Source organism: Micromonospora sp. NPDC049175, assembly GCF_043197345.1.
Taxonomy (GTDB): Bacteria; Actinomycetota; Actinomycetes; order Mycobacteriales; family Micromonosporaceae; genus Micromonospora.
The window spans coordinates 435,323-455,846 of sequence record NZ_JBICSY010000002.1 but is presented as its reverse complement, the minus strand read 5'-3'; the positions used below and the strand labels follow the sequence as shown (position 1 = coordinate 455,846).

The 20,524-nt window shown below is 70.8% G+C and carries 15 protein-coding genes and 3 tRNA genes; 9 read left to right on the top strand and 9 right to left on the bottom strand.

The features are described from left to right. Positions 1-84: 84 nt before the first annotated feature. The 7 genes from ACGFH8_RS09020 to ACGFH8_RS08990 form a co-directional block, all read right to left on the bottom strand. A complete protein-coding gene (locus tag ACGFH8_RS09020; RefSeq protein WP_393365431.1) occupies positions 85-3,000 on the bottom strand; it encodes a discoidin domain-containing protein in 2,916 nt (971 codons plus the stop codon). Between the two features lie 144 nt (positions 3,001-3,144). After that, on the bottom strand, positions 3,145-4,764 hold the full coding sequence (locus ACGFH8_RS09015) for a glycoside hydrolase family 13 protein (RefSeq protein ID WP_393365429.1): 1,620 nt from the start codon (positions 4,762-4,764) through the stop codon (positions 3,145-3,147). A 140-nt stretch (positions 4,765-4,904) separates the two neighbouring features. Next, positions 4,905-5,792, bottom strand: a complete 888-nt coding sequence (locus ACGFH8_RS09010) for a carbohydrate ABC transporter permease (RefSeq protein ID WP_393365427.1) — start codon at positions 5,790-5,792, stop codon at positions 4,905-4,907. 11 nt (positions 5,793-5,803) lie between these two features. Beyond that, positions 5,804-6,760, bottom strand: coding sequence for a carbohydrate ABC transporter permease (locus ACGFH8_RS09005; RefSeq protein ID WP_393365425.1), 957 nt, complete (start codon positions 6,758-6,760; stop codon positions 5,804-5,806). An 87-nt stretch (positions 6,761-6,847) separates the two neighbouring features. Beyond that, a complete protein-coding gene (locus tag ACGFH8_RS09000) occupies positions 6,848-8,227 on the bottom strand; it encodes an ABC transporter substrate-binding protein (RefSeq protein WP_393365423.1) in 1,380 nt (459 codons plus the stop codon). A gap of 342 nt (positions 8,228-8,569) precedes the next feature. Beyond that, positions 8,570-9,574, bottom strand: coding sequence for a LacI family DNA-binding transcriptional regulator (locus ACGFH8_RS08995; RefSeq protein WP_393365421.1), 1,005 nt, complete (start codon positions 9,572-9,574; stop codon positions 8,570-8,572). A gap of 278 nt (positions 9,575-9,852) precedes the next feature. Further along, positions 9,853-11,328 carry a dihydrolipoyl dehydrogenase family protein gene (locus ACGFH8_RS08990; protein ID WP_393365419.1) on the bottom strand — a complete coding sequence of 492 codons (1,476 nt, stop codon included), beginning with the start codon at positions 11,326-11,328 and terminating at the stop codon, positions 9,853-9,855. A gap of 91 nt (positions 11,329-11,419) precedes the next feature. Here ACGFH8_RS08990 and ACGFH8_RS08985 point away from each other — a divergent pair, with 91 nt between their 5' ends. Next, positions 11,420-12,496, top strand: coding sequence for a serine hydrolase domain-containing protein (locus ACGFH8_RS08985; RefSeq protein WP_393365417.1), 1,077 nt, complete (start codon positions 11,420-11,422; stop codon positions 12,494-12,496). Here the strand turns inward: ACGFH8_RS08985 and ACGFH8_RS08980 are convergent, their stop codons facing one another. Both ACGFH8_RS08980 and ACGFH8_RS08975 read right to left on the bottom strand, forming a co-directional pair. Continuing rightward, the gene (locus ACGFH8_RS08980) at positions 12,497-13,822 is read right to left on the bottom strand and encodes a cryptochrome/photolyase family protein (RefSeq protein WP_393365416.1); all 1,326 of its coding nucleotides are present in this window, start codon (positions 13,820-13,822) and stop codon (positions 12,497-12,499) included. Beyond that, entirely contained in the window at positions 13,819-14,742 is a 924-nt protein-coding gene (locus ACGFH8_RS08975; RefSeq protein ID WP_393365414.1) for a phytoene/squalene synthase family protein, read from the bottom strand. Before ACGFH8_RS08975 ends, ACGFH8_RS08980 begins: the two co-directional genes overlap by 4 nt. Before the next feature lie 65 nt (positions 14,743-14,807). Here ACGFH8_RS08975 and ACGFH8_RS08970 point away from each other — a divergent pair, with 65 nt between their 5' ends. From ACGFH8_RS08970 to ACGFH8_RS08935, 8 genes are all read left to right on the top strand, one after another. Next, positions 14,808-15,950: a polyprenyl synthetase family protein gene (locus ACGFH8_RS08970; RefSeq protein ID WP_393365412.1), complete on the top strand. Its 1,143-nt coding sequence runs from the start codon at positions 14,808-14,810 to the stop codon at positions 15,948-15,950. Between the two features lie 28 nt (positions 15,951-15,978). After that, positions 15,979-17,460, top strand: a complete 1,482-nt coding sequence (crtI, locus tag ACGFH8_RS08965) for a phytoene desaturase family protein (RefSeq protein ID WP_393365410.1) — start codon at positions 15,979-15,981, stop codon at positions 17,458-17,460. Next, the gene (idi, locus tag ACGFH8_RS08960) at positions 17,457-18,077 is read left to right on the top strand and encodes an isopentenyl-diphosphate Delta-isomerase (RefSeq protein ID WP_393365408.1); all 621 of its coding nucleotides are present in this window, start codon (positions 17,457-17,459) and stop codon (positions 18,075-18,077) included. The genes crtI and idi overlap by 4 nt, the downstream gene beginning before the upstream one ends. Further along, positions 18,067-19,011 carry a MerR family transcriptional regulator gene (locus tag ACGFH8_RS08955; protein ID WP_393367033.1) on the top strand — a complete coding sequence of 315 codons (945 nt, stop codon included), beginning with the start codon at positions 18,067-18,069 and terminating at the stop codon, positions 19,009-19,011. The genes idi and ACGFH8_RS08955 overlap by 11 nt, the downstream gene beginning before the upstream one ends. A 113-nt stretch (positions 19,012-19,124) precedes the next feature. After that, positions 19,125-19,868, top strand: a complete 744-nt coding sequence (locus tag ACGFH8_RS08950; RefSeq protein ID WP_393365406.1) for a polysaccharide deacetylase family protein — start codon at positions 19,125-19,127, stop codon at positions 19,866-19,868. Positions 19,869-20,022: 154 nt separating this feature from the next. After that, positions 20,023-20,095: transfer RNA gene (locus tag ACGFH8_RS08945), tRNA-Glu, on the top strand. 31 nt (positions 20,096-20,126) lie between these two features. Further along, positions 20,127-20,200: transfer RNA gene (locus tag ACGFH8_RS08940), tRNA-Asp, on the top strand. 100 nt (positions 20,201-20,300) lie between these two features. Then, positions 20,301-20,374, top strand: a tRNA-Phe gene (locus ACGFH8_RS08935). The last annotated feature ends 150 nt before the right edge of the window (positions 20,375-20,524 follow it).

Below are 20,524 nucleotides of genomic sequence, written 5' to 3'. Positions count from 1 at the left end.
GACGGGGTCGGCGGGCCGGGGCCGCGTCGCCCCGGACCGCCCGGATCGGGTGGCCCCCGCCCTGGGCGGACGGGGGCACCCGAGCTAGCTGGAATAGACCTCGAACTCGCTGAGCTGACCGGCCGGCCAGCCCGTGTTGCCGGTGACGGTCAGCCGCAGGTACCGCTGGCTGGTCGCCGTGAAGGTCACGGTGACCGTGTTGCCGCTGGACGGGTTGAAGGTGTAGCCGGCGGACGCCTTCAGGGTGCTGAAGGACGAGCCGTTCGTGGAGCCGAGCAGCGCGAGCGTCTGCGTACGCGTCTGCCAGGCCGACGACGGTGGGAGTTTCAGGACGACGCGGGACACCGTCCGGTTGGCGCCCAGGTCCACGGTCAGCGACTGCGGGAAGGCGTTGTTGGCGCTCTCCCAGTAGGTGTTCGCGTTGCCGTCCACCGTGTTGGCGGCGGCGTACACGTCGGAGTGGCTGGTCTCGGTGACCGACCTTCCGGCCGCCAGGTTGCCGCTGGGCGGCGGGGTCGTGGGCGGCGCCGTGGTCGGGGGCGCGGTCGTGGGCGGTGCCGTGGTGGGCGGCGGGGTGGTCTGTGTGCCGCCGTACACCTCGACCTCGGACAGTTGGGCCGCCGGCCAGCCGGTGTTGCCGGTGACTGTCACCCGGAGGTAGCGGCGGTCGCCGGAGGGCAGGCCGATCGACACGGAGTTGCCCGAGCCGGGGGCGAACACCCGACCGGCGGACGACGCCAGGGTGGCGTACGAGGATCCGTCGGTGGAGCCGAGGACGGACAGGGTCTGGGTGCGTTGCTCCCAACCGCTGGGCAGTTTGAGCACCACCCGGTCGACGGATCGGGCCGAGCCCAGGTCGACGGTGACCGACTGCGGAAAGGCGTTGTTGACGCTCTCCCAGTAGCTGGCCGCGTTGCCGTCCACCACGTTGGCCGCCGTGTAGCTCTGGTTGGTGCTGGTCGCGGTCGCCGACCGGTTCAGCGCCAGGTTCCCCCCGCTGGTCGGCGGCGGCGTGGTGGGCGGCGGCGTGGTGGGCGGCGGGGTGGTCGGTGCCGCCGTGGTCGGTGCCGGACTGGTTGGCGGCGGCGTGGTGGGTCCGCCGCCCCACTGCGGGTCCGGCCACGGGCCGCAGTACGGGGTCGACGTGTACCAGCCGGAGTTGCCGCTGCCCTGGGTGATCTGGAAGCCACCGCCCACGCAGTTGTGCATCGGGTTGCTCTGCGCGATGTTCGTGGCCCGCACGTTCGTGAAGGACACCTGGCTGGGTGCCTGCACCTGGAGCGCGTACGTGCCGGCGCCGTCGATCCGCACGTTCGTGAGGTTGATGCCGCTGGTCTGGCCCTCGATCCAGTGCAGCGCCGCGTACGAGCTGTCCAGGATGTCGGTGTCGGTGATGTTGATGGTGGCCTGCTGGAACGACTCGTTGAGGGCGGAGAACCAGATCGCCCCGACGCCGAAGTTCCAGTTGTAGTCCGAGTTGCCGTTGCGGATCAACGTGTTCCGGGCGATCGTCCAGGTGCCCCGGACCGCGGTGTCGCCCTGCACGCCCGGATAACGGTTGGCGACGTGGATGCCGCCGCCGTTGGTCAGCGAGTCGGCCGTCACGTTATCGGTGATCTTGATGTCCCGACCGCCGTAGCTGACCAGGTGGTTCGCCAGCAGGGTCACGCCGATGGTGTTGTGGGTGAAGGAGTTGTTGACGTTCGGCACGCTCTGCGCCCACATCGCCAACGCGTCGTCGCCGGTGTTGCGGACGAACGTGTTCGTCACCGTCGAGTTGGTCACGCCGGTGTGGAAGTTCACCCCGTCCGCGGTCTGGTCCAGGATGCGACTGTTGCGGATCGTGAAGTTGTCCATCGGGCCGTCCATCCACGCCCCGACCTTCGTGTTCTCCAGCCACAGGTTGTCGACCACCGAGTTGGTCATCGCCCCACCCAGGGCGTTCACCTGGTCGTCGTCGATCCGCTCGCGGATGTCGCCGATGATGGCGAAGTCCCGCAGCGTGACGTTGCGGCTCGGGCCGTTCGCCTCGTGCGCGCGGACCGGGCCGGTGTAGCCGCCACCGGGGACGTACTTGCCGTAGATGCCCACCGACCTGTTGCGCTCGGTGGGGTGCCGGCCGCCGAGCACCGAATACCAGGGGCCCGCGCCGCGCAGGGTCACCCCGTCGACCACCACGTGGTCCCAGAGGGTGAACGTGCCGGTCGGGATCCAGACCGCCCGGCCCTGGGCCTTGCCGGCGTCGACGGCCGCCTGGAACTTCGCGGTCGAGTCGGTCGCGCCGCTCGGGTCGGCGCCGAAGTCGGTCACCACGTCGAGCACACCGGAGGGCTTGCTGATCGCCGGGGCGACCAGCTCGAAGTCGGCCAGGTCGATGGTGAACGAGGGCGACTGGGCGGTCGAGGAGACCTGGAACCGGATCTTCGTGCCGGCCGGCTGAGTGCTGCCGAACATCGCCCGGGTCTCGTCGTAGAAGTGGTGCGGGTTCGTGTCGCCCGGGTTGTTGTTGAACGGGTATCCGCCGTAGTACCAGCCGTACCTCGACGTCACCGGGACCGACCTCAGCAGCGACCCGTTGGCCCGCAGGTCGATGGCGGCGTCCCGGCCGGTCCCGGACGGGCTGTCCGGCAGGCTGTACCGGAAGGTGACCGCGTTGGCCGGAGCGGTGAGGGTGAACTCGACGTACTCACCGACGCTGTCGAGGGTGACCGCCTCCCGGCCGGACGCCTCGGACGGCAGCGTGCCGTAGCGCCGGTCCGGGCCGATCTTCGAGCCGTTGTGGGCGGCCTCCTCCGCCTCCTGCTCGACGAACGGGACGGTGGCGCCCCGGCCGGAAATATCGAAGGGGGACAACCCGGCCGCCGAGGCCGGAGTCGCGGTGCCGGTGACCGCGAGGACTGTCACCGAGGTGGTGGCGAGCAGGGTGGCGGCGATGGCGGCCAACCCTGCCCGGGTCGGGTGTCGGAGGTGGTGCGGGGTGCCGGTGGTGTGGTTGGCCATGAGCTGCGCTCTCCCTTTCGTCAGGCAGGCCAGATCCCCCCGTGTCGGTGCGGTGTGACGCGTTCCCCCCGGTCCTCCTTTCCGTGGGTGAGGTGGTGCCGGCGGCCGGGACGAGCCGCCGGCACCACGGCGAGCAGAGTCAGGTCAGGCCGGGCCGTCCGCCGCGCGCGGCACGTCGGTGGATTCGGCGGTACGCAGCCAGACCGCGGTGTCCGACGGCAGCAACCCGTCGTCGAGTGGTCCGCTGGCCAGCAGCAACTCCCCCTGCACTGGCATCGGCACCGCCTCGGCGGACAGGTTGACCAGGCAGCTGAAGCCACCGCCACGGCTGAAGGCGAGCACCCCGTCCGGGGCGGGCAGCCAGGTCAGCTCACCGTCACCGAGCGCCGGGTCGGCCTTCCGCGCCTGGATCGCCGCCCGGTACAGCTCCAGCATCGAGGCGGAGTCGCCGGTCTGCGCGCGTGCCGTCCGGTCCTTCCAGTCGGCCGGCTGGGGCAGCCAGGGCGCCGCCGCGCCGGCGGGGCTGAACTCGAACGGCGGTTCGTCACCGGCCCAGGGCAGGGGTACGCGGCAGCCGTCCCGGCCCGGGTCGATCCGGCCGGACCGCTCCCACATCGGGTCCTGCCGCAGCGCGTACGGAATGTCCTCGACCTCGTAGAGGCCCAGCTCCTCGCCCTGGTAGACGTAGGCGGCGCCGGGCAGCGACAGCGAGAGCAGCGCGGCGGCGCGGGCCCGACGGGTGCCCAGCTCCAGGTCGGTGGGGGTCCCCTCGCGCTTGGCGGCGAAGCTGAACCGGGTGTCCGCCCGACCGTAGCGGGTGACGTGCCGGGTGACGTCGTGGTTCGAGAGCACCCAGGTGGCCGGTGCGCCGACCGGCGCGTGCGCGCTCAGCGTCCCGTCGATGCTCTCGCGCAGCGCCGAGGCGTCCCACGCGCAGCCGAGGAAGTCGAAGTTGAACGCGGCGTGCAGCTCGTCCGGGCGCAGGTAGTTGGCGAAGCGCTGCCGGTCCGGCAGCCACACCTCACCGATCAACGCACGGTCGGCGTACTCGTCGGCGACCCGACGCCAGCCCCGGTAGATGTCGTGCACGCCGTCGAGGTCGTGGAACGGGTGCGGGTGGTCCGGTCGGACCTCGGGCAACTCGCCGTCCTTGACCAGGAGCCCGGCCGAGTCGATCCGGATGCCGTCCACGCCCCGGTCGAACCAGAACCGCAGGATGTCCTCGAATTCCGCACGTACCCGGGGGTGGTCCCAGTTGAAGTCCGGCTGCTGCGGGGCGAACAGGTGCAGGTACCAGTCACCGGGGGTGCCGTCCGGGTTCGTGGTGCGGGTCCAGGTCTCGCCGCCGAACTCGCCGACCCAGTCCGTGGGCCGCTGGTCGCCGTTCGGGCCCCGGCCCGGCCGGAACCAGAACAGGTCCCGTTCCGGCGCTCCGGGCCCGCCGGCGAGCGCCGCCTGGAACCAGGGGTGCGCGTCGGAGCAGTGGTTCGGCACCACGTCGACGATGGTCCGGATGCCCAGCGCGTGCGCCTCGGCGATCAGCGCCTCGACCTCGGTCAGGCTGCCGAAGACCGGGTCGATGTCGCGGTAGTCGGACACGTCGTAGCCGGCGTCGGCCATCGGCGAGGGATACCAGGGACTGAACCAGATCGCGTCGACGCCGAGCGCGGACAGGTGGTTCAGCCGGGACCGGATGCCGGCGATGTCACCGATGCCGTCGCCGTTACCGTCGGCGAAGCTCCGGGGATACACCTGGTAGATCACGGCTCCACGCCACCACGGACTTCTGTCAGCTGTGGACACGAGCACCTGCTTTCTGCGTCAGTACGTCGGCGGGTTCGCCGGACCTGGTTATGTGTCGGGCGAACTGTCGTTGTTCGCCGCGCGGGAGGATGCGGTGCCGGCTATCCCTTGATGCTGCCCGTGGTCAGACCGGACATGATGTTGCGTTGGAAGATCAGGAAGACGATAACTGTCGGGATCGCGGCGATGACCGACGCGGCGATCACCACGTTCTCGGGGGTTCCGCCCGCGAAGGAGTAGATGCCGACGCTCACCGTCCGGGTCTCCGGCGAGGGCATGACCAGCTTCGGCCAGAGGAAGTCCTTCCAGACTGCCGTCATGGCCAGAATCGCGACGACGCCGAGGATCGGGCGGGACATCGGCAGGATGATCGACCAGAGCGTACGCAGCGACGTCGCCCCGTCCACCAGGGCGGCGGCCATCAACTCCTCCGGAATCGAGTCGAAGAACCGCTTCAACAGGAAGATGTTGAATGCGTTCGCCACCAGGGGCAACCAGATAGCGAACGGCGAGTCGAGCAGGTTGAGGTGCACGATCGGCAGGTCGATAACTGTTACGTACTGCGGGACGATGAGAACCATCGCCGGGATCATCAGCGTGCCCAGCATCAGCGCGAGAATCACGTTGCCGAAGATCGGCCGGAGCTTGGACAGGGAGTACGCGGCTGCCGCATCGAGGACGAGCTGGAACAGCACCGCGCCGATCGCGTAGTAGAACGTGTTGAACAGCAGCTTGGCGAGTTCCAGGTTGTTCCAGGCGTCGATGTAGTTCTGCGGCTGGGGGTCCTTCGGAAACAGCGTCGGTGGGGTCTGCGCGATCTCCTGGCCGGACTTGAGCGCGCCGGTCACCATCCAGTAGAGCGGCCCGAGGAAGACGAGAGTGAATCCCGCCACGACGACGACCAGCAGCGTCCAGTAGATGATCCTGCCGCGCCCCCGACTGAGCTGGGCATGGGAGATGAGGGTCCGGGTGCCGGATTCCTGTGCCATTCCTCGCCGTCCTAGTCCTGTTTCGCACTCAGCCGCAGGTACACGGCGGAGAAGCCAGCCAGCACCACGAGCATGATCACGCCCAGTGCGGCGGCGCCGTTGAGGTCGTTCTGGAAGAACCCGTGCTGGTAGATGAGGTACGCCACGGTGGTCGCGGAGTCCTCCGCGCCCGCACCGTTGGCGAGGATCAGGGGCTCGATGAAGAGCTGCATCGTGGCGACGATCTGGATCATCGCCAGGAGCGCGAGGATCAGCCGGGTCTGCGGGATCGTCACGTGACGGATCCGCTTCCAGATCCCGGCACCGTCGAGTTCGGCCGCCTCGTAGAGCTCACCGGGGATGCCCTGCAGGGACGCCAGGTAGATGAGAACGGCGCCGCCCATGTTCATCCAGGTCGACGCGATCACCATCGCCGGCATCGTCATCTCCGGCGACTGCATCCACTGCGAGGTGGGCAGGTGCAGCGCCTTGAGGATCGCGTTGAAGAGCCCCGCCTCGCTGGGGTCGTACGCGTAGAACTTGAAGAGGTAGAGCGCGGAGGCGGGCGGCAGCATCACCGGCAGGTAGACAAGGATCCGCAGGTACCCCTTGGCGTGCCGGAACTCGTTGAGCAGGACCGCCACGAAGAACGGCACCACGTACCCGAGGACGAGCGCGAGCACCGTGAAGTAGAAGGTGTTCTGCCAGGCCGTCCAGAAGCTGGGGTCGTCGATGATGCGGGAGTAGTTGTCCCAGCCCACCCAGGTCGTCTCGCCGCGCCGGGTCCGCTGGAAGCTCATCACGACGCCGCGGACCATCGGGTACCAGGAGAAGACGACGAAGCAGAGCACCGCGCCGATCAGGAACGCGTGCCCGGTGAGGTTGTCCCGTACCTTGCGGCCGAGGCTTGTGCGCTGCGGCCCCGCCGAGTACGGCGACGGCGGGCGGCCCGGTTTCCTGGGGGTCTCCGGGACGGTGGTGATCGCCAAGGCAACTCCTGGTTGAGTCGGTGACGTCGACGACGTGGTGCGGACGGTGTGGGGGCCGGGTCGGCGTCCCGGCCCCCACACGATCGGTCAGCTCTCCGCGGCGAGGAGCTTGTTGACCTTCTCCTCGGCGGTCTTGAGCAGCGCGTCGATGTTCGCGTTCGGGTTGGTCAGCACCCCTGACATCGCGGCATCCAGCACCGCGTAGACCGCCTGCGCGTTGCGCGGCTCACCCTTGATCGGCACCGGGGTGGCCTCGAAGAGCGCGAAGTTCGCCGTGTCGACGTTCGCGTTCGCCTTGCGCAGCTCCAGCTCCTGCTTCTGCGCCGCACTGCCGTTGGCGAAGAGCAGCGGCTGGGGCAGACCCACCGGGTAGTTCTGCGGCTTGGCCCGCACGTAGTCGAACTGGCCCTTGCCCGGCGTCAGCTTCTGGTACGCGATCCACTTCATGCCGGCCTTGACCTGTTCGGGGGTCAGGTCCTTCTTGAAGAAGTAGCCCTCTCCGCCGCCGAGCGTCCCCTTCGCCGCACCGTCCTGGCCAGGCAGTGGAGCCATCGCCCAGTCCTGGAACTTTCCCTGGAACTGGCTGACGATCGCCTGGGTGGCGTCCGGTGCGCCGATGAACATGCCGACCTTGCCCGCGCCGGCGTTGGTGAGCAGGTCACCCCACTGCAGCAACTGACGGGCGCCCATGCTGTTGTCGCCGTACCGCATGTCCTTGATGTTCTGTAGGACCTGCTTGCCCTGGGCGTTGTTGAAGTCGGCCTTCTTGCCGTCCTCGGTCAGCACGCGGCCGCCCTGCGAGTAGAGCAGGGAGGTGAAGTGCCAGCCGCCGGTGTTGCCGGCGCTGTACTCCGAGTAGCCCGCGATGCCGTTGCCGAGTGCGGAGATCTTCTTGGCGGCGGCCCGGACGTCGGCCCAGGTCTTCGGCGGGTTGTTGACGTCGAGCCCGGCCTGCTGGAACAGGGCCTTGTTGTAGACCAGACCCATCGAGTAGTTCTTGACCGGCACGGCGTAGAGCTTGCCGCCGTCGGTGAAGACCTCCTTGAGCGCCGGGTCGACGCTGTCCCAGGTGGAGATCGTGTCCTTGTTGGCGTACTGGGTGATGTCCATCGCCTGGCCCGAGTCCAGCACCTGCTGAAGGTCGGTCATGTAGCCGTAGAACACGTCGGTCACGGTGCCGCCGGCGAGGCGGGCGGTGAAGTCCGGCGGGTTGTTGCACTGCTCGCCGACGCTGACGCTCTTGACGACGATGTCCGGGTTCTGCCGCTGGAACTCGACGACGTCGTCGTTCCAGTTCTTCAACAGCTCTTTCTGGGCGCCGACCGGCTGGCAGTCGACCGTGATGGTGACCTTGCCGCCGGCGGTCGTGTCCTTGTCGTCGCTCTTCGTGGAGCACGCCGTGAGACTGAGCCCCAGGCCGGCCACGAGCGCAACCGCCGCAGCCTTTCGGTATTGCGGTACGGACATCTGTCCATCCCTTCGGGAACGGGTGACTCCAATGACCTTCGCTGATCTGCGGTGATACGACCTGACGCCCAGTAGCTGCGTCGGAGCCAGGTGTGAGTGGAGTCACTGTAGCGAGGAGGACTCATTTCGGCAAGGTATCGACCCTGTTCCGAAAGGACACGACGTGATTACGGCAGATGTTGGCAAGCTCGTGAAAGCAGCCGGATATGACGGCTTTTGATCCCTTATGGCGGGCCATTCGGGCAGGTCGATGCTGCTCGCCGTACGCAGCGACGAAAACGGCCGCCGACCGCCTGGAGCGGTCGACGGCCGAAGCGTCGGGTGGAACGGGGGCGGTGGTCGCTAACGACCGGGGGCGGGGGCGGTCGAGCCGCGGACCACCAGCTCGGGCTCGAACAGCAACTCGTCGTGCAGCACGCCGGCACCCTCGATCTGGGTGACCAGCAGGTCAACGGCAGCCTGCCCCATCGTCTCGATCGGCTGCCGCACTGTGGTCAGCGGCGGGTCGGTGCACGTCATGAACGCCGAGTCGTCGAAGCCCACCACCGACACGTCCGCCGGCACCGAGCGCCCCAACCGCCGGGCCGCCCGGATCGTGCCCAACGCCAGGACGTCACTTGCGCAGATGATGCCTGTCACGCCCCGCTCGACAAGTTTCGTCGCGGCGACCCGCGCACCCTCCATCGAGAAGCTGGACCGCTCGACACACTCGGCGTCGGCCTCGTCCCAGCCCGCGGCCCGGATCATCGCGTCCAACTTGCGTCGGGACGGCACGTGCCCCTCCGGGCCGAGCACCATCCCGATCCGTTCGTGCCCGAGCGAGCGCAGGTGCCCGTACGCCTGCTCGACCGCGACCGCGTCGTCGGTGGAGACACGTGGGAACCCCAGCTCGTCCACGCCCGCGTTGACGAGCACGACGGGAAGGCCCCGGTCGGTCAGTCGACGGTAGTGGTCGTGTCGTGCGTCGGCGAGCGCGTACGAGCCACCAGCGAAGATCACCCCGGAGACCTGATGGTCGAGGAGCATCTCCACGTAGTCCATCTCGGACACCCCGCCGATGGTCCGGGCGCAGAGAGCCGGGGTGTAACCACGCTGGGCGAGCGTCCCGGTGACGACCTCGGCCAGCGCCGGGAAGATCGGGTTCTGCAACTCGGGCAACACCAGCCCGACCAGCCGGGCGCGTTCGCCACGCAGCTTGGTCGGCCGCTCGTAACCGAGCACGTCGAGCGCGGTCAGCACGGCGGTCCGGGTCGACTCGGAAACCCCGTCACGGCCGTTGAGCACCCGACTGACGGTGGCCTCGCTGACGCCCGCCTTCTTGGCAACTTCAGTCAACCGCTTGGTCACGGTCGCAATCGTACGTCACCACACTGAAAGAAATGAACAGCAAAATGCTTGCCGTTTGCCGGCTAGCTGCCGCATTCTTCCTTGATCGACTCGGCTTTCAGGAAGTCGCGGTGTCGAGGGGCCCCGGACACCGCGACTTTCATGAAGTCGAGTGGATCACCCGCGAACGGCGCGGCGCGGCCCGGCGCCGCCCAGCGCGGCACGGCACGGCCCGGCGCGGCGCGGCGCGGCCCGGCGCGGCACGGCGCGGCGCGGCCCGGCACGGCACGGCACGGGCGTCAGGACAGGTCGCGTAGTGCGGACTCGATGGCGCGGTGGAAGGTCGGGTAGGCGTAGATCATGTGCCGGAGCTGACTCAGCGGCACCGCCGCGTGCACCGCCACCACGAGTGCGGAGAGCACCTCGCCGCCGGCCGGGCCGACCGACGTCGCGCCGATCAGCACGCCCTGGTCGGCGTCCGCGACGAGCTTGATGAAACCGTCGTCGCCGACCCGGTGGATCCAACCTCGGGTGGAGCTGCCGAGCTTCGTGAAACCGACCTGCACGTTGATGCCCCGCTCGCGGGCCTGCCGCTCGGTGAGCCCGACCGCGCCCACCTCGGGATCGGTGAAGGTCACCCGGGGAAGCGCACGGTAGTCGGCTCGCGGGACGGTGCCGGCCGAGCCGCTCGACCCGCTTGCGGCCAGTGAGCTGGACGCACCCATCGCGCCACCGACCACGCTTGACGTGCCGCTGGCGTCCGCTCCCGCGGCTGCCTGTCGGGCGCGGGCCAGGATGTCGGCGATTACGATGCCCGCCTGGTACATGGCGATGTGGGTGAAGGCGCCCTCGCCGGTCACGTCGCCGACCGCCCAGACGTCGTCGGTGACGTGCAGACGGTCGTCGACCGGCAGGTAACGCTGGCCGGCGTCCACGCCTATCGTGTCCAACCCGAGTTCTTCCAGGTGGGCCTTGCGCCCGGTGACCACCAGCAGCCGGTCGGCGGTGAACTCGACGCCGCCGCCACCGTGCAGGGTGAACCGGGTCCCGTCGTGCGCGACCCGCTCGGCGCGTACCCCCGTGTGGATCTCCACGCCGTCGGCGCGCAGCGCCGCGGCGGCGACGTCGGACGCTTCCGGCTCCTCGACGGCCAGCACCCGGTCGAGTGCCTCCACGACGGTGACGCGTACCCCGAAGCGGGCGAAGACCTGGGCCAGTTCCAGCCCGATCGCGCCGCCGCCGAGCACCAGCAGGGACTCCGGCAGTTGGTCGGCCTCGATCGCCTGGTGGTTGGTCCAGTACGGGGTGTCGGCCAGGCCGTCGATCGGCGGCACCGACGGACGGGTGCCGGTGCCCACCACGACCCCGTGCCGGGCCTCGAACACCTGGTCACCGACGCGGACCCGGCGCGGGCCGTCGAACCGGCCGCTGCCGCGCACCAACCGACCGCCCAGGCCCGTGAACCGGTCGGCCGCGACCGTGTCGTCCCAGGTGTCGGTGGCCTCCTCGCGGATCCGCTTCGCCACCGGCGCCCAGTCCGGCTGGACCTGCGCCGTCCCGGCCAGGCCGTCGACCCGACGGGCCTCGGCGAGCGCGTTGGCGGCCCTGATCATCATCTTGCTGGGAATGCAGCCCCAGTACGGGCACTCCCCACCGACCAGGTCCCGCTCGACGCCGACGACACTCAGGCCGGCCTCGGCGAGTCGCTCGGCGACCTCCTCGCCGCCGACCCCGAGTCCCACCACCACAACATCCACCAACTCCGGCTCCGCCACCGCAACAGCATCCCCCAGCGACACCGCCGCAACCACCGGGGCGGACGAAAAGTCGGCGCGCTCACCGGTCCGGGGCGCCTACGGTGACGGGATGCACGCACGCTTCGCTCCGGTCCGGGACTGTTTCCACGACCTGTTCACCTCCGGCCGGGAGACCGGCGCCGGCCTCACCATCTGGTACGACGGACAGCCGGTCGTCGACCTGGTCGGCGGTTTCCGGGCCGGCGCCGGGCCGGACGGCGAACCGTGGCGGCCGGACACACGTGCCAACGTCTACTCGGTCGGCAAGCCGGTGGCCGCGCTCTGTCTGCTGATGCTCGTCGACCGGGAGCGGGTGGACCTCGACGCGCCCGTCGAGCGGTACTGGCCCGAGTTCCGCACCCCCGCCACCGTGCGCCAGGTGTTGTCGCACACCGCCGGGCTGCCGACCTTTCCGGTGCCCCGGCCCGCCACCGCGGTCGCCGACTGGGCGCTGCTCGCCGGCGACCTGGCCGCCGCCGACCCCGAGTGGTCGCCGGGCTCGGTGGCCGGCGAGCACGCCTGGACGTACGGGCACCTGGTGGGTGAGCTGGTCCGTAGGGTCGACGGGCGGTCGGTGGGCCGGTTCCTGGCCGAGGAGATCGCCGGTCCGTGGCGGCTCGACCTCGGTTTCGGGCTGGCCGAGGCGGACCAGCGCCGCTGCGCCGAGATGCGCTACGGCGACCCGGGGTGGCCGGTTCGGAAGCTCGGCGAGCCGGGCTCGCTGCGGGCGCGGGCGATGGGCAACCCGGCCGGTGGACTGGACGTGGCCGTGCTGAACAGCCCGCTGTGGCGGGGCGCCGAGATGCCGGCCGTCAACCTGCACGCGACCGCGTCCGGCCTGGCCCGCCTCTACGCCGGCCTGCTCGCCGGCGGCACCCTGGACGGCGTCCGGCTGTTCGGCGCGGAACTGGTGGCGGAGGCGACCCGGGTCCAGTACGACGGGCCGGACCTGGTGCTGGACCGCCAGGCCCGCTGGACGCTGGGCATGCAGTGGGAGCCGGACGGCAGTTGGGGCATGGGTGGCCTCGGCGGCAGCAGCGCGTGGGCCGACCCGGAGCGCGGCTACACCATCGCGTACGCCACGGCGCAGCTCGCCGAGCACGACCGGGTCGACGAACTGGCCGAGGCGCTGCACTCGGTGCTCTGATCAGCGCAGCCAGACGGGGTCGGTGCCCGGCACCGCGAGCGGCGGCGGATAGTCCAGGCCGCGCCGGAGCTGCTCGGGCAACCTCCAGGGCTGGTGGATGGCCTTGCCCTGCACGGTCGCCAGCTCCGGCACCCACCGGCGCACGTAGTCGCCGGCCGGGTCGTACCGTTCGGCCTGCCGGACCGGGTTGAACCCCCGGTACGGCTTCGTGTCGTTGCCGGTGCCGGCGACCCACTGCCAGTTGCCGGAGTTGTTTGCCACGTCGCCGTCGAGCAGCCAGCGGAAGAACACCTTCACCCCCGCACGCCAGTCCTGCCCGAGGTGCTTGGTCAGGTAGCCGGCGGTGATCAACCGGGCCCGGTTGTGCATCCAGCCCTGCGTACGCATCTGCCGCATCCCGGCGTCGACGATCGGCATCCCGGTCCGTCCCTCGGTCCAGGCGGCCAGCGCGTCGTCGTCGTAGCGCCACTGCTCGGTGGCACCCCGCCGGTACGCCGCGGTGGAGATCTCCGGGAAGGCGGCGGTGACCTGGTAGTAGAAGTCCCGCCAGCAGATCTGCCGGACGAACGGCCCGGACCGGTCCCCGGCGCGGTTGGCCACCGCCAGCGGGGACACGCAGCCGAAGCGCAGGTACGGGCTGAGTCGGGAGGTGTCGTCGCCGGCCATGTCGTCGTGCTGGTCGCCGTAGCGGTCCAGGTCGGGCAGCCAGTCGGTGAGCCGCTGCCGGGCGACCCGCTCGCCGCCGGCCGCCGCGTCCGGCGAGTCCCCGGCCGGCGGCTTCGGCAGGCTGCCCACGCGCACACCGCCGGGCAACGTCACCCGGCGCGGCGCGGCCAACTCCTCGCGCCACCGGTTGGCCGCCCAGGCCCGGTGGTACGGGCTGAACACCCGGTAGTGGTCACCGCCGCCACCGGGCCGCAACGCGCCGGGCTCGACCACGGTCAGCCCGGGAAACGATCGCAGGTGCAGCCGGTGGCGCTCACACTCGGCGCGCAGCCGCCGCTCCCGACGGCGGGCGTAGTTGCTGACGTCGGCGGAGAGCGCGACGGCTGTGGCACCGACCTCGCCGGCCAGCCGGATCGTCTCGGCCACCGGGTCACCGTGGCGTACCACCAGGTCGCCGCCGCGCTCGCGCAGCTCGGCGCGAAGGTCGGCGAGGGCCTGGTGCAGGAACCGGGTGCGGTTGGCGGACAGGTCGGCCAACTCCGGGTCGAGCACGTACAGCGGGACCACCCGGTCGAAGGCCGCGCAGGTGGTGGCCAGCGCCGGGTGGTCGTGTACCCGCAGGTCGCGGGTGAGGAGCACGATGGCGGTGCCGGCGGTCACCGGGCCTCCGGGTCGACGGTCGGCCCGGGGATGGTGACCGGCGTACCGGTCGAGGTGAGCAGGGCGCGTGCGGCCACCGCCATCCGTCGCCGCTGCGGCACCACGGCGCGCCGGGCGAAGACGTCGTAGTCCTGCGCGGCGACCTCGTCGAGGATGCCGCCGTAGAGGGCGTACGCGGTGCGCATGCAGGCCTGCGAGGCCGGCGCCAGCATGGTGATGCCCGGCGCGGCGGCCGCGTAGTGCGCCTGGGCGCGGGTCACCTCGTACTCGATCAGCTCACGGGTCCGGGGCGTGCCGCGGCCCCGGGCGCGGGCCTCGACCAGTTCGTCGCGGGTGACCCCGAACTTCGCCAGATCCTCGTCCGGCAGGTAGGTGCGGCCCCGGTCGAGGTCCTCCGCGACGTCCCGGATGAAGTTGGTGAGTTGGAAGGCGAACCCGAGCTGCCGGGCCGGCTCCCGTGCCGCCGCCGGGTCGGAGCTGCCCAGGATCGGCAGCATCATGGTGCCGATGACCGCCGCCGAGCCCTCCATGTAGTCGAGCAGGTGGTCGTAGGTCGGGTACGCGGTGACGGTCAGATCCATCGCCATGCTCTTCAGAAACGACGCAAAGTCGTCCCGGTCGAGATCGAAGACGGCGATCGTGTGCAGCACGGCCGGCAGCAGCGGGTCGGCGACCGACGCGCCGCGCAGGCCGGCGACGAACTGGCTGGCCCAGTCGTCGAGGCGGACGGCCCGCTCGGCCGGCGGCAGGTCCTCGGTGCGGTCGACGATCTCGTCCGCGTAGCGGGTGAACCCGTAGAGGGCGTGCACATGTCGTCGTTTCCATGCGGGCAGCAGTCGGGTGGCGAGATAGTAGGTGCGGCCGTGACGTTTGTGCAGCTCACGGCACCGGTCATAGGCAGCGGTGAGATCAGTTTCCACCGGCCCTCCCTCATTTATCGACGCACCAATCGACGCAACTCGTAGCCTAGGGTACGCTCAGCCGCATGGCCAACGACGCAGTTGCGGGCAATGCGACTCGTATGGCGGCGGCAGCGCAGGCCGACCGGGACGACCCGGTCCGGGCCGTGCTGGCCGCGTACACCCATGAGCTGGTCACGGCGGTCGACGAGACCCTGACGGCCTTCCTCGACGCCGAGGTCGACTCCCTCACCGAGATCGACACCTCGATGGGCTCCTTCGCCGCCTCCGCGCGAGAGGCAGTCCTCCTCGGCGGCAAGCGGATCCGGCCCACGTTCGCCTACTGGGGTTGGCGCGGGGCGGTCGGCGGCGCCGAGGCCCTGTCGCCCGTGCTGCCCGCGCTCGCCGCGCTGGAGTTGCTGCACACCTTCGCCCTGGTGCACGACGACGTGATGGACGCCTCCACCACCCGTCGCGGCCGGCCCACCGCACACGTCGCGCTCGCCGACCAGCACGTCCAGGCCGGCCACCGCGGTGATCCCGGGCGGTTCGGCGAGGCCGTGGCCGTGCTCATCGGCGACCTCTGCATGGTCTGGGCCGACCAGTTGCTGGCCCACGCCACGGTGCCGTCGGCCCGACTGTTCGAGGTGCGGCGCTGCTACGACCAGATGCGGGTGGAGACGGTGGCCGGGCAATATCTCGACGTGCTCGGCGAGAACGACCCGGCGAGTTGGTCGGTCGACCGGGCGCTGCGGGTGGCCCGCTACAAGACCGCCAGCTACACGGTCCAGCGCCCACTGCTCTTCGGCGCCTGCCTGGCCGGGGTGCCCGCCGACGACCCGCTGGTCTCCGCCTACACCCGCTATGGCCTGGCCGTCGGCGAGGCGTTCCAGCTCCGCGACGACCTGCTCGGCGTCTACGGCGACCCGGCGGCCACCGGCAAGCCGGCCGGTGACGACCTGCGCACCGGCAAGCCGACCGCGCTGCTCATGCTGGCCCGTGAGCTGGCCACACCGGCCCAGCTCACGGCGTTGGAGCGGGCCGCCGACGGACCGGTCGACACCCTCGCCGAGCTGGTCGCCGAGACTGGCGCGGTGACCCGGGTGGAGCAGATGATCGCCGAGCGGGTCGGCGACGCGCTGGCCGCGCTCGACGCCGCACCCGTGGACGAGACGGCGCGGACCGCGCTGACCGGGCTGGCCACCGCCGCTGCCAACCGGCGGGCCTGATGAGCGACTTGGACGAGGAGGTGGTCACGTGCGGACGGTGACAGGACGGACGGACCGGGTGGTGGTCGTCGGGGCCGGCCTGGGCGGGCTCGCCTGCGCGCTGCACCTGGCGGGCAGCGGGCGACAGGTCACCGTGCTGGAGCGTGAGCCGGTGCCCGGCGGGCGGGCCGGCCGGCTCGCCGTGGACGGCTATGAGTTCGACACCGGCCCGACCGTGCTCACCATGCCCGACCTGATCGCCGAGGCGCTCGGCGCGGTCGGCGAGGAACTGCGCGACTGGCTCGACCTGACCCCGCTCGATCCGGCCTACCGGGCGTACTACCCCGACGGCTCGACCCTGGACGTACTCACCGACACCACGCGGATGGCCGCCGAGATCTCCCGGGTCTGCGGGCCGCGCGAGGCCGACGGTTACCTGCGCTTCGTCGAGTACGCCCGGGAGCTGTGGCGGCTGGAGCGGACCGACTTCATCGAACGCAACCTGGACGCGCCCACCGACCTGATCACCGGCAACCTCCTCAAGCTGCTCGGCGGCGGGGCCTTCCGACGCCTCCAGACGAAGATCAACCAATTCTTCCGGGACCCGCGTACCCAGCGGATCTTCTCCTTCCAGGCCATGTACGCGGGCCTCGCGCCGCACGACGCGCTCGCCATCTACGCGGTCATCGCGTACCTCGACTCGGTGGCCGGGGTCTACTTCCCGCGCGGCGGCATCCACGCCGTCTCCAAGGCCATGGCGGGCGCCGCCGAGAAGCACGGCGTGCAGATCCGGTACGACACGACGGTGACCCGGGTAGAGACGGTGAACGGCCGTGCCACAGGTGTGCTCACCGCCGACGGAGAGCTGGTGCGGGCGGACGTCGTGGTGCTCAACCCCGACCTCCCGATCGCCTATCGGGACCTGCTCCCCGCCGCGCCACGGCGTCGTCTCACGTACTCGCCGTCCTGCGTCGTATTGCACGTCGGGTCCCGACAGGCCTATGCGAAGATCGCCCATCACAACATCCATTTCGGACGCGCGTGGAAGGGCACCTTCGATGAGGTCATCCGGCGGGGCGAGTTGATGACCGACCCGTCGCTGTTGGTGACCAACCCGAGTCGGACCGACCCCACCGTGGCCCCACCGGACCGGCACACCTACTACGTGCTCGCCCCGGTGCCCAACCTGCACCGGGCCCCGTTCGACTGGCGCGGCGACCTGACCCAGCGCTACGGCGACCAGCTGATCGGCACCCTGGAGGAGCGCGGCTACGTCGGTTTCGGCGCCGGGGTCGAGGTGCTGCGGACGATCACCCCCGCCGAGTGGGAGGAGCAGGGGATGGCCGCCGGCACCCCGTTCGCCGCCGCGCACACCCTCTTCCAGACCGGCCCGTTCCGCCCGTCGAACCTGCACCGCGACCTGCCGAACGTGGTCTTCGTCGGCTCCGGCACCCAGCCCGGGGTGGGCGTGCCGATGGTGCTCATCTCCGGCAAGCTCGCCGCTGGCCGGATCACTGGGGAAGGCCGATGACAAGCCGCGAGGAGCACCTGGTCGAGCTGGTCGACGAGACCGGCAAGGCCCACGGCGAGTTGACTGTCGCGGCCGCACACCAGCCCCCGGGGCAGTTGCACCGGGCCTTCTCGGTGCTGCTGGTGGACCCGGACGGCCAGGTGCTGCTCCAACGCCGGGCCGCCGTCAAGACCCGGTTCCCGCTGCGCTGGGCCAACTCCTGCTGCGGCCACCCCCGGCCGGGCGAGTCGCTCGCCGAGGCGGCCAACCGGCGGCTGCGTGAGGAGTTGGGCGCGGGCCCGGTCGAGTTGACCGAGGTCGGCGTCTACGTCTACTACGCCGAGGACCCGGCCACCGGTCGGGTCGAATTCGAGTACGACCACGTGCTGCGGGGCGATTTCCTGCCGGCGGCCCCACTGCTGCCGGACCCGGACGAGGTCGCCGAGTTGCGGTGGGCCGACCCCGCCGCACTCGAAGCCGAGCTGGACCTCGACCCGCGGTCGTACGCGCCCTGGCTGGGCGGGGTGGTGAACCGGCTACTGCACCCCTCGGGCGCCGCGTCGGGCGTACCCGATCCGGCCGTGACCCCGCCCGGATCGTCGGCGGATGACACGGCGGAGCGGTCGGGTGGTCGATGAGGCGCTGAGCGCGGGCGCGGTCGCACGCCGGCTGGGGGTCGCGGTGACGACCCTGCGCACCTGGCATCAGCGCTACGGGCTCGGGCCCAGCGAGCACATCCCCGGTCACCACCGCCGGTACACGCCCAGCGACCTGGCCCGCCTCGAGATCATGCGACGGCTCACCGCCGAGGGGGTGAGCCCCGCCGAGGCGGCCCGCTGGGCCCGCCAGACACCGGATCCGCTGCCCACCGACACCGTCGCCCCCACCCGGATCCAGCGACCGGGCCGGGACGGCGGCGGCTCCATCCCGGTGGGCCGCGCCGGACCGGCAGCCCGCGGGTTGGCCCGCGCCGCCATGCGGTTGGACGCCGCGGCGATCAGCGAGACCATCGCGCACGCCCTGGCGGCTGGCGGGGTCATCGCCACCTGGGAGGGCCTGCTGCGCCCGGTCCTCGCCGGCATCGGCGAACGCCACGCCGCCACCGCGGGCCTCATCGAGGTGGAACACCTGGTGTCCCGCTGCATCTCGGAGGCGCTCGCGGCGGCCAGTCGGGCCACGGTTCCCACCGGGCCGGCCCGCATCCTGCTCTCCTGCGCGGACGAGGAGCAGCACACCCTGCCGCTGGAGGCGTTGGCCGCCGCGCTCGCGGAGGCCGGGGTCAGCTACCGGACGCTCGGCGCCCGGGTGCCGGTCGCCGCCCTCCTGGAGGCGGTCAACCGGACCGGACCGGCCGCCGTGGTGCTCTGGTCGCACACCCGGGCCACCGCCGACCCGGGTCAGCTCAGCGCGCTGCTGGCGGCACCCCGCCGCCCGCTGCTGGTGCTCGCCGCCGGCCCCGGTTGGCGCGCCGACACCCTGCCGGCCGGGGTGGTGCGGCCGATCGACCTGGCCGAGGCCGTCTCGCTCGCCGTCGCGGTCCGTGACTCACTGGACCAGTCGAGGCGTGACTGACCGCACTGTCGCCCGAGAGACGGCGTGAACTACCGTCGGGGTTTCCGCCTACCCCCGACCCCTCCGGGAGCAAGCAGATGCAAGCCCGCGCCGTTCTGGCGTCCGTTCTCGCCATGGCGCTGGTCTTGTCCGGTTGTGCCCAACCGGACCGCACCATCGCAGCCGCCGGCTCACCGCAGCCGGTGGAATCGATCACACCCAAGCCGTCGCCGCACCCCACCGTCGCCAAGCCGCCCAAGGCTCCGCTGCGGCCGCTGCCGGCCAAGCTCCCCGCCGGCCTGCGGCGCAACACCGGCGCGCGCCCGGTGGTCCTGACCTTCGACGACGGGCCGAACCCGGCCTGGACGCCAAAGGTGCTCGACCAACTGCGGGCCTCAAAGGTGACGGCCACCTTCTGCGTCGTCGGTCGCGAGGTGCAGCGTCACCCGGAGCTGGTCCGCCGGATCGTCCGCGAGGGACACCAGCTCTGCAATCACAGTTGGCGGCACGACCTCGACCTGGCACGGCGACCGGTCGCCGAGATCAGGGCCGACCTGGACCGCACCAACAGGGCCATCCAGGCGGCGGCACCCGGGGCGAAGGTGTCCTTCTACCGGCAGCCAGGCGGCCGGTGGACGTCGGAGGTGCTCGGGGTGGCGAAGGATCTCGGCATGCGCCCCCTGCACTGGTCGGTCGACCCACAGGACTGGGACAAGCCGAGCGCGGCCACGATCGGCAAGCGGGTCCACGCCGCCGCGCGCCCGGGAGCCATCGTGCTGCTGCACGACGGGGGCGGCGACCGGGCTGCGACGCTCGCCGCCTGCCCCGGTCTGATCGCGGACCTGAAGCAGCGCTTCGGCGTCGCCCAGCTCCACTAGATCATCGTTGACCTGCGGTTACGACCCGATCCAAGCCCCTGCCGATACCGATTTTGTTGACCGACCAGGCATCACGTATGCTTTCCAAGCCTCCGGCGGGGCCGGATGGGAGCAAGTCCGCTTGAAGTTGCAAATGTGCAATGATGGCGGGGCCGCCCTCATCGTCTAGCGGCCCAGGACGCCGCCCTTTCAAGGCGGTAGCACGGGTTCGAATCCCGTTGGGGGCACGACCGGCGCAAGCCGGAGCAACACAAGCTAGGTCCTGTGGAGCAGTTGGAGTGCTCGCCGCCCTGTCAAGGCGGAGGTCGCGGGTTCAAGTCCCGTCAGGACCGCAGCGCTAGACGCCGCGCCTCGCGCGGCGTTCTGCGTATCGGAGCATGTCTCCCTGCCGCCGGTTCGTCCGGTTGTTGGGTAACATGGGCCGAGCGACACGGCCAGGTAGCTCAGTTGGTACGAGCGTCCGACTGAAAATCGGAAGGTCGGCGGTTCGACCCCGCCCCTGGCCACATAGCCTTTCGCCGGGCTACAGAGGTCCCCACCAGCGGAAACGCAGGTGGGGATCTTGCTGTTCTGGCGCCTTTCCCGCCGGCCCGCCGAAATGTGATCCACTCGACTTCCCGGATATCGCGGTGTCCGAGTGCGCGGGATGCCACGGG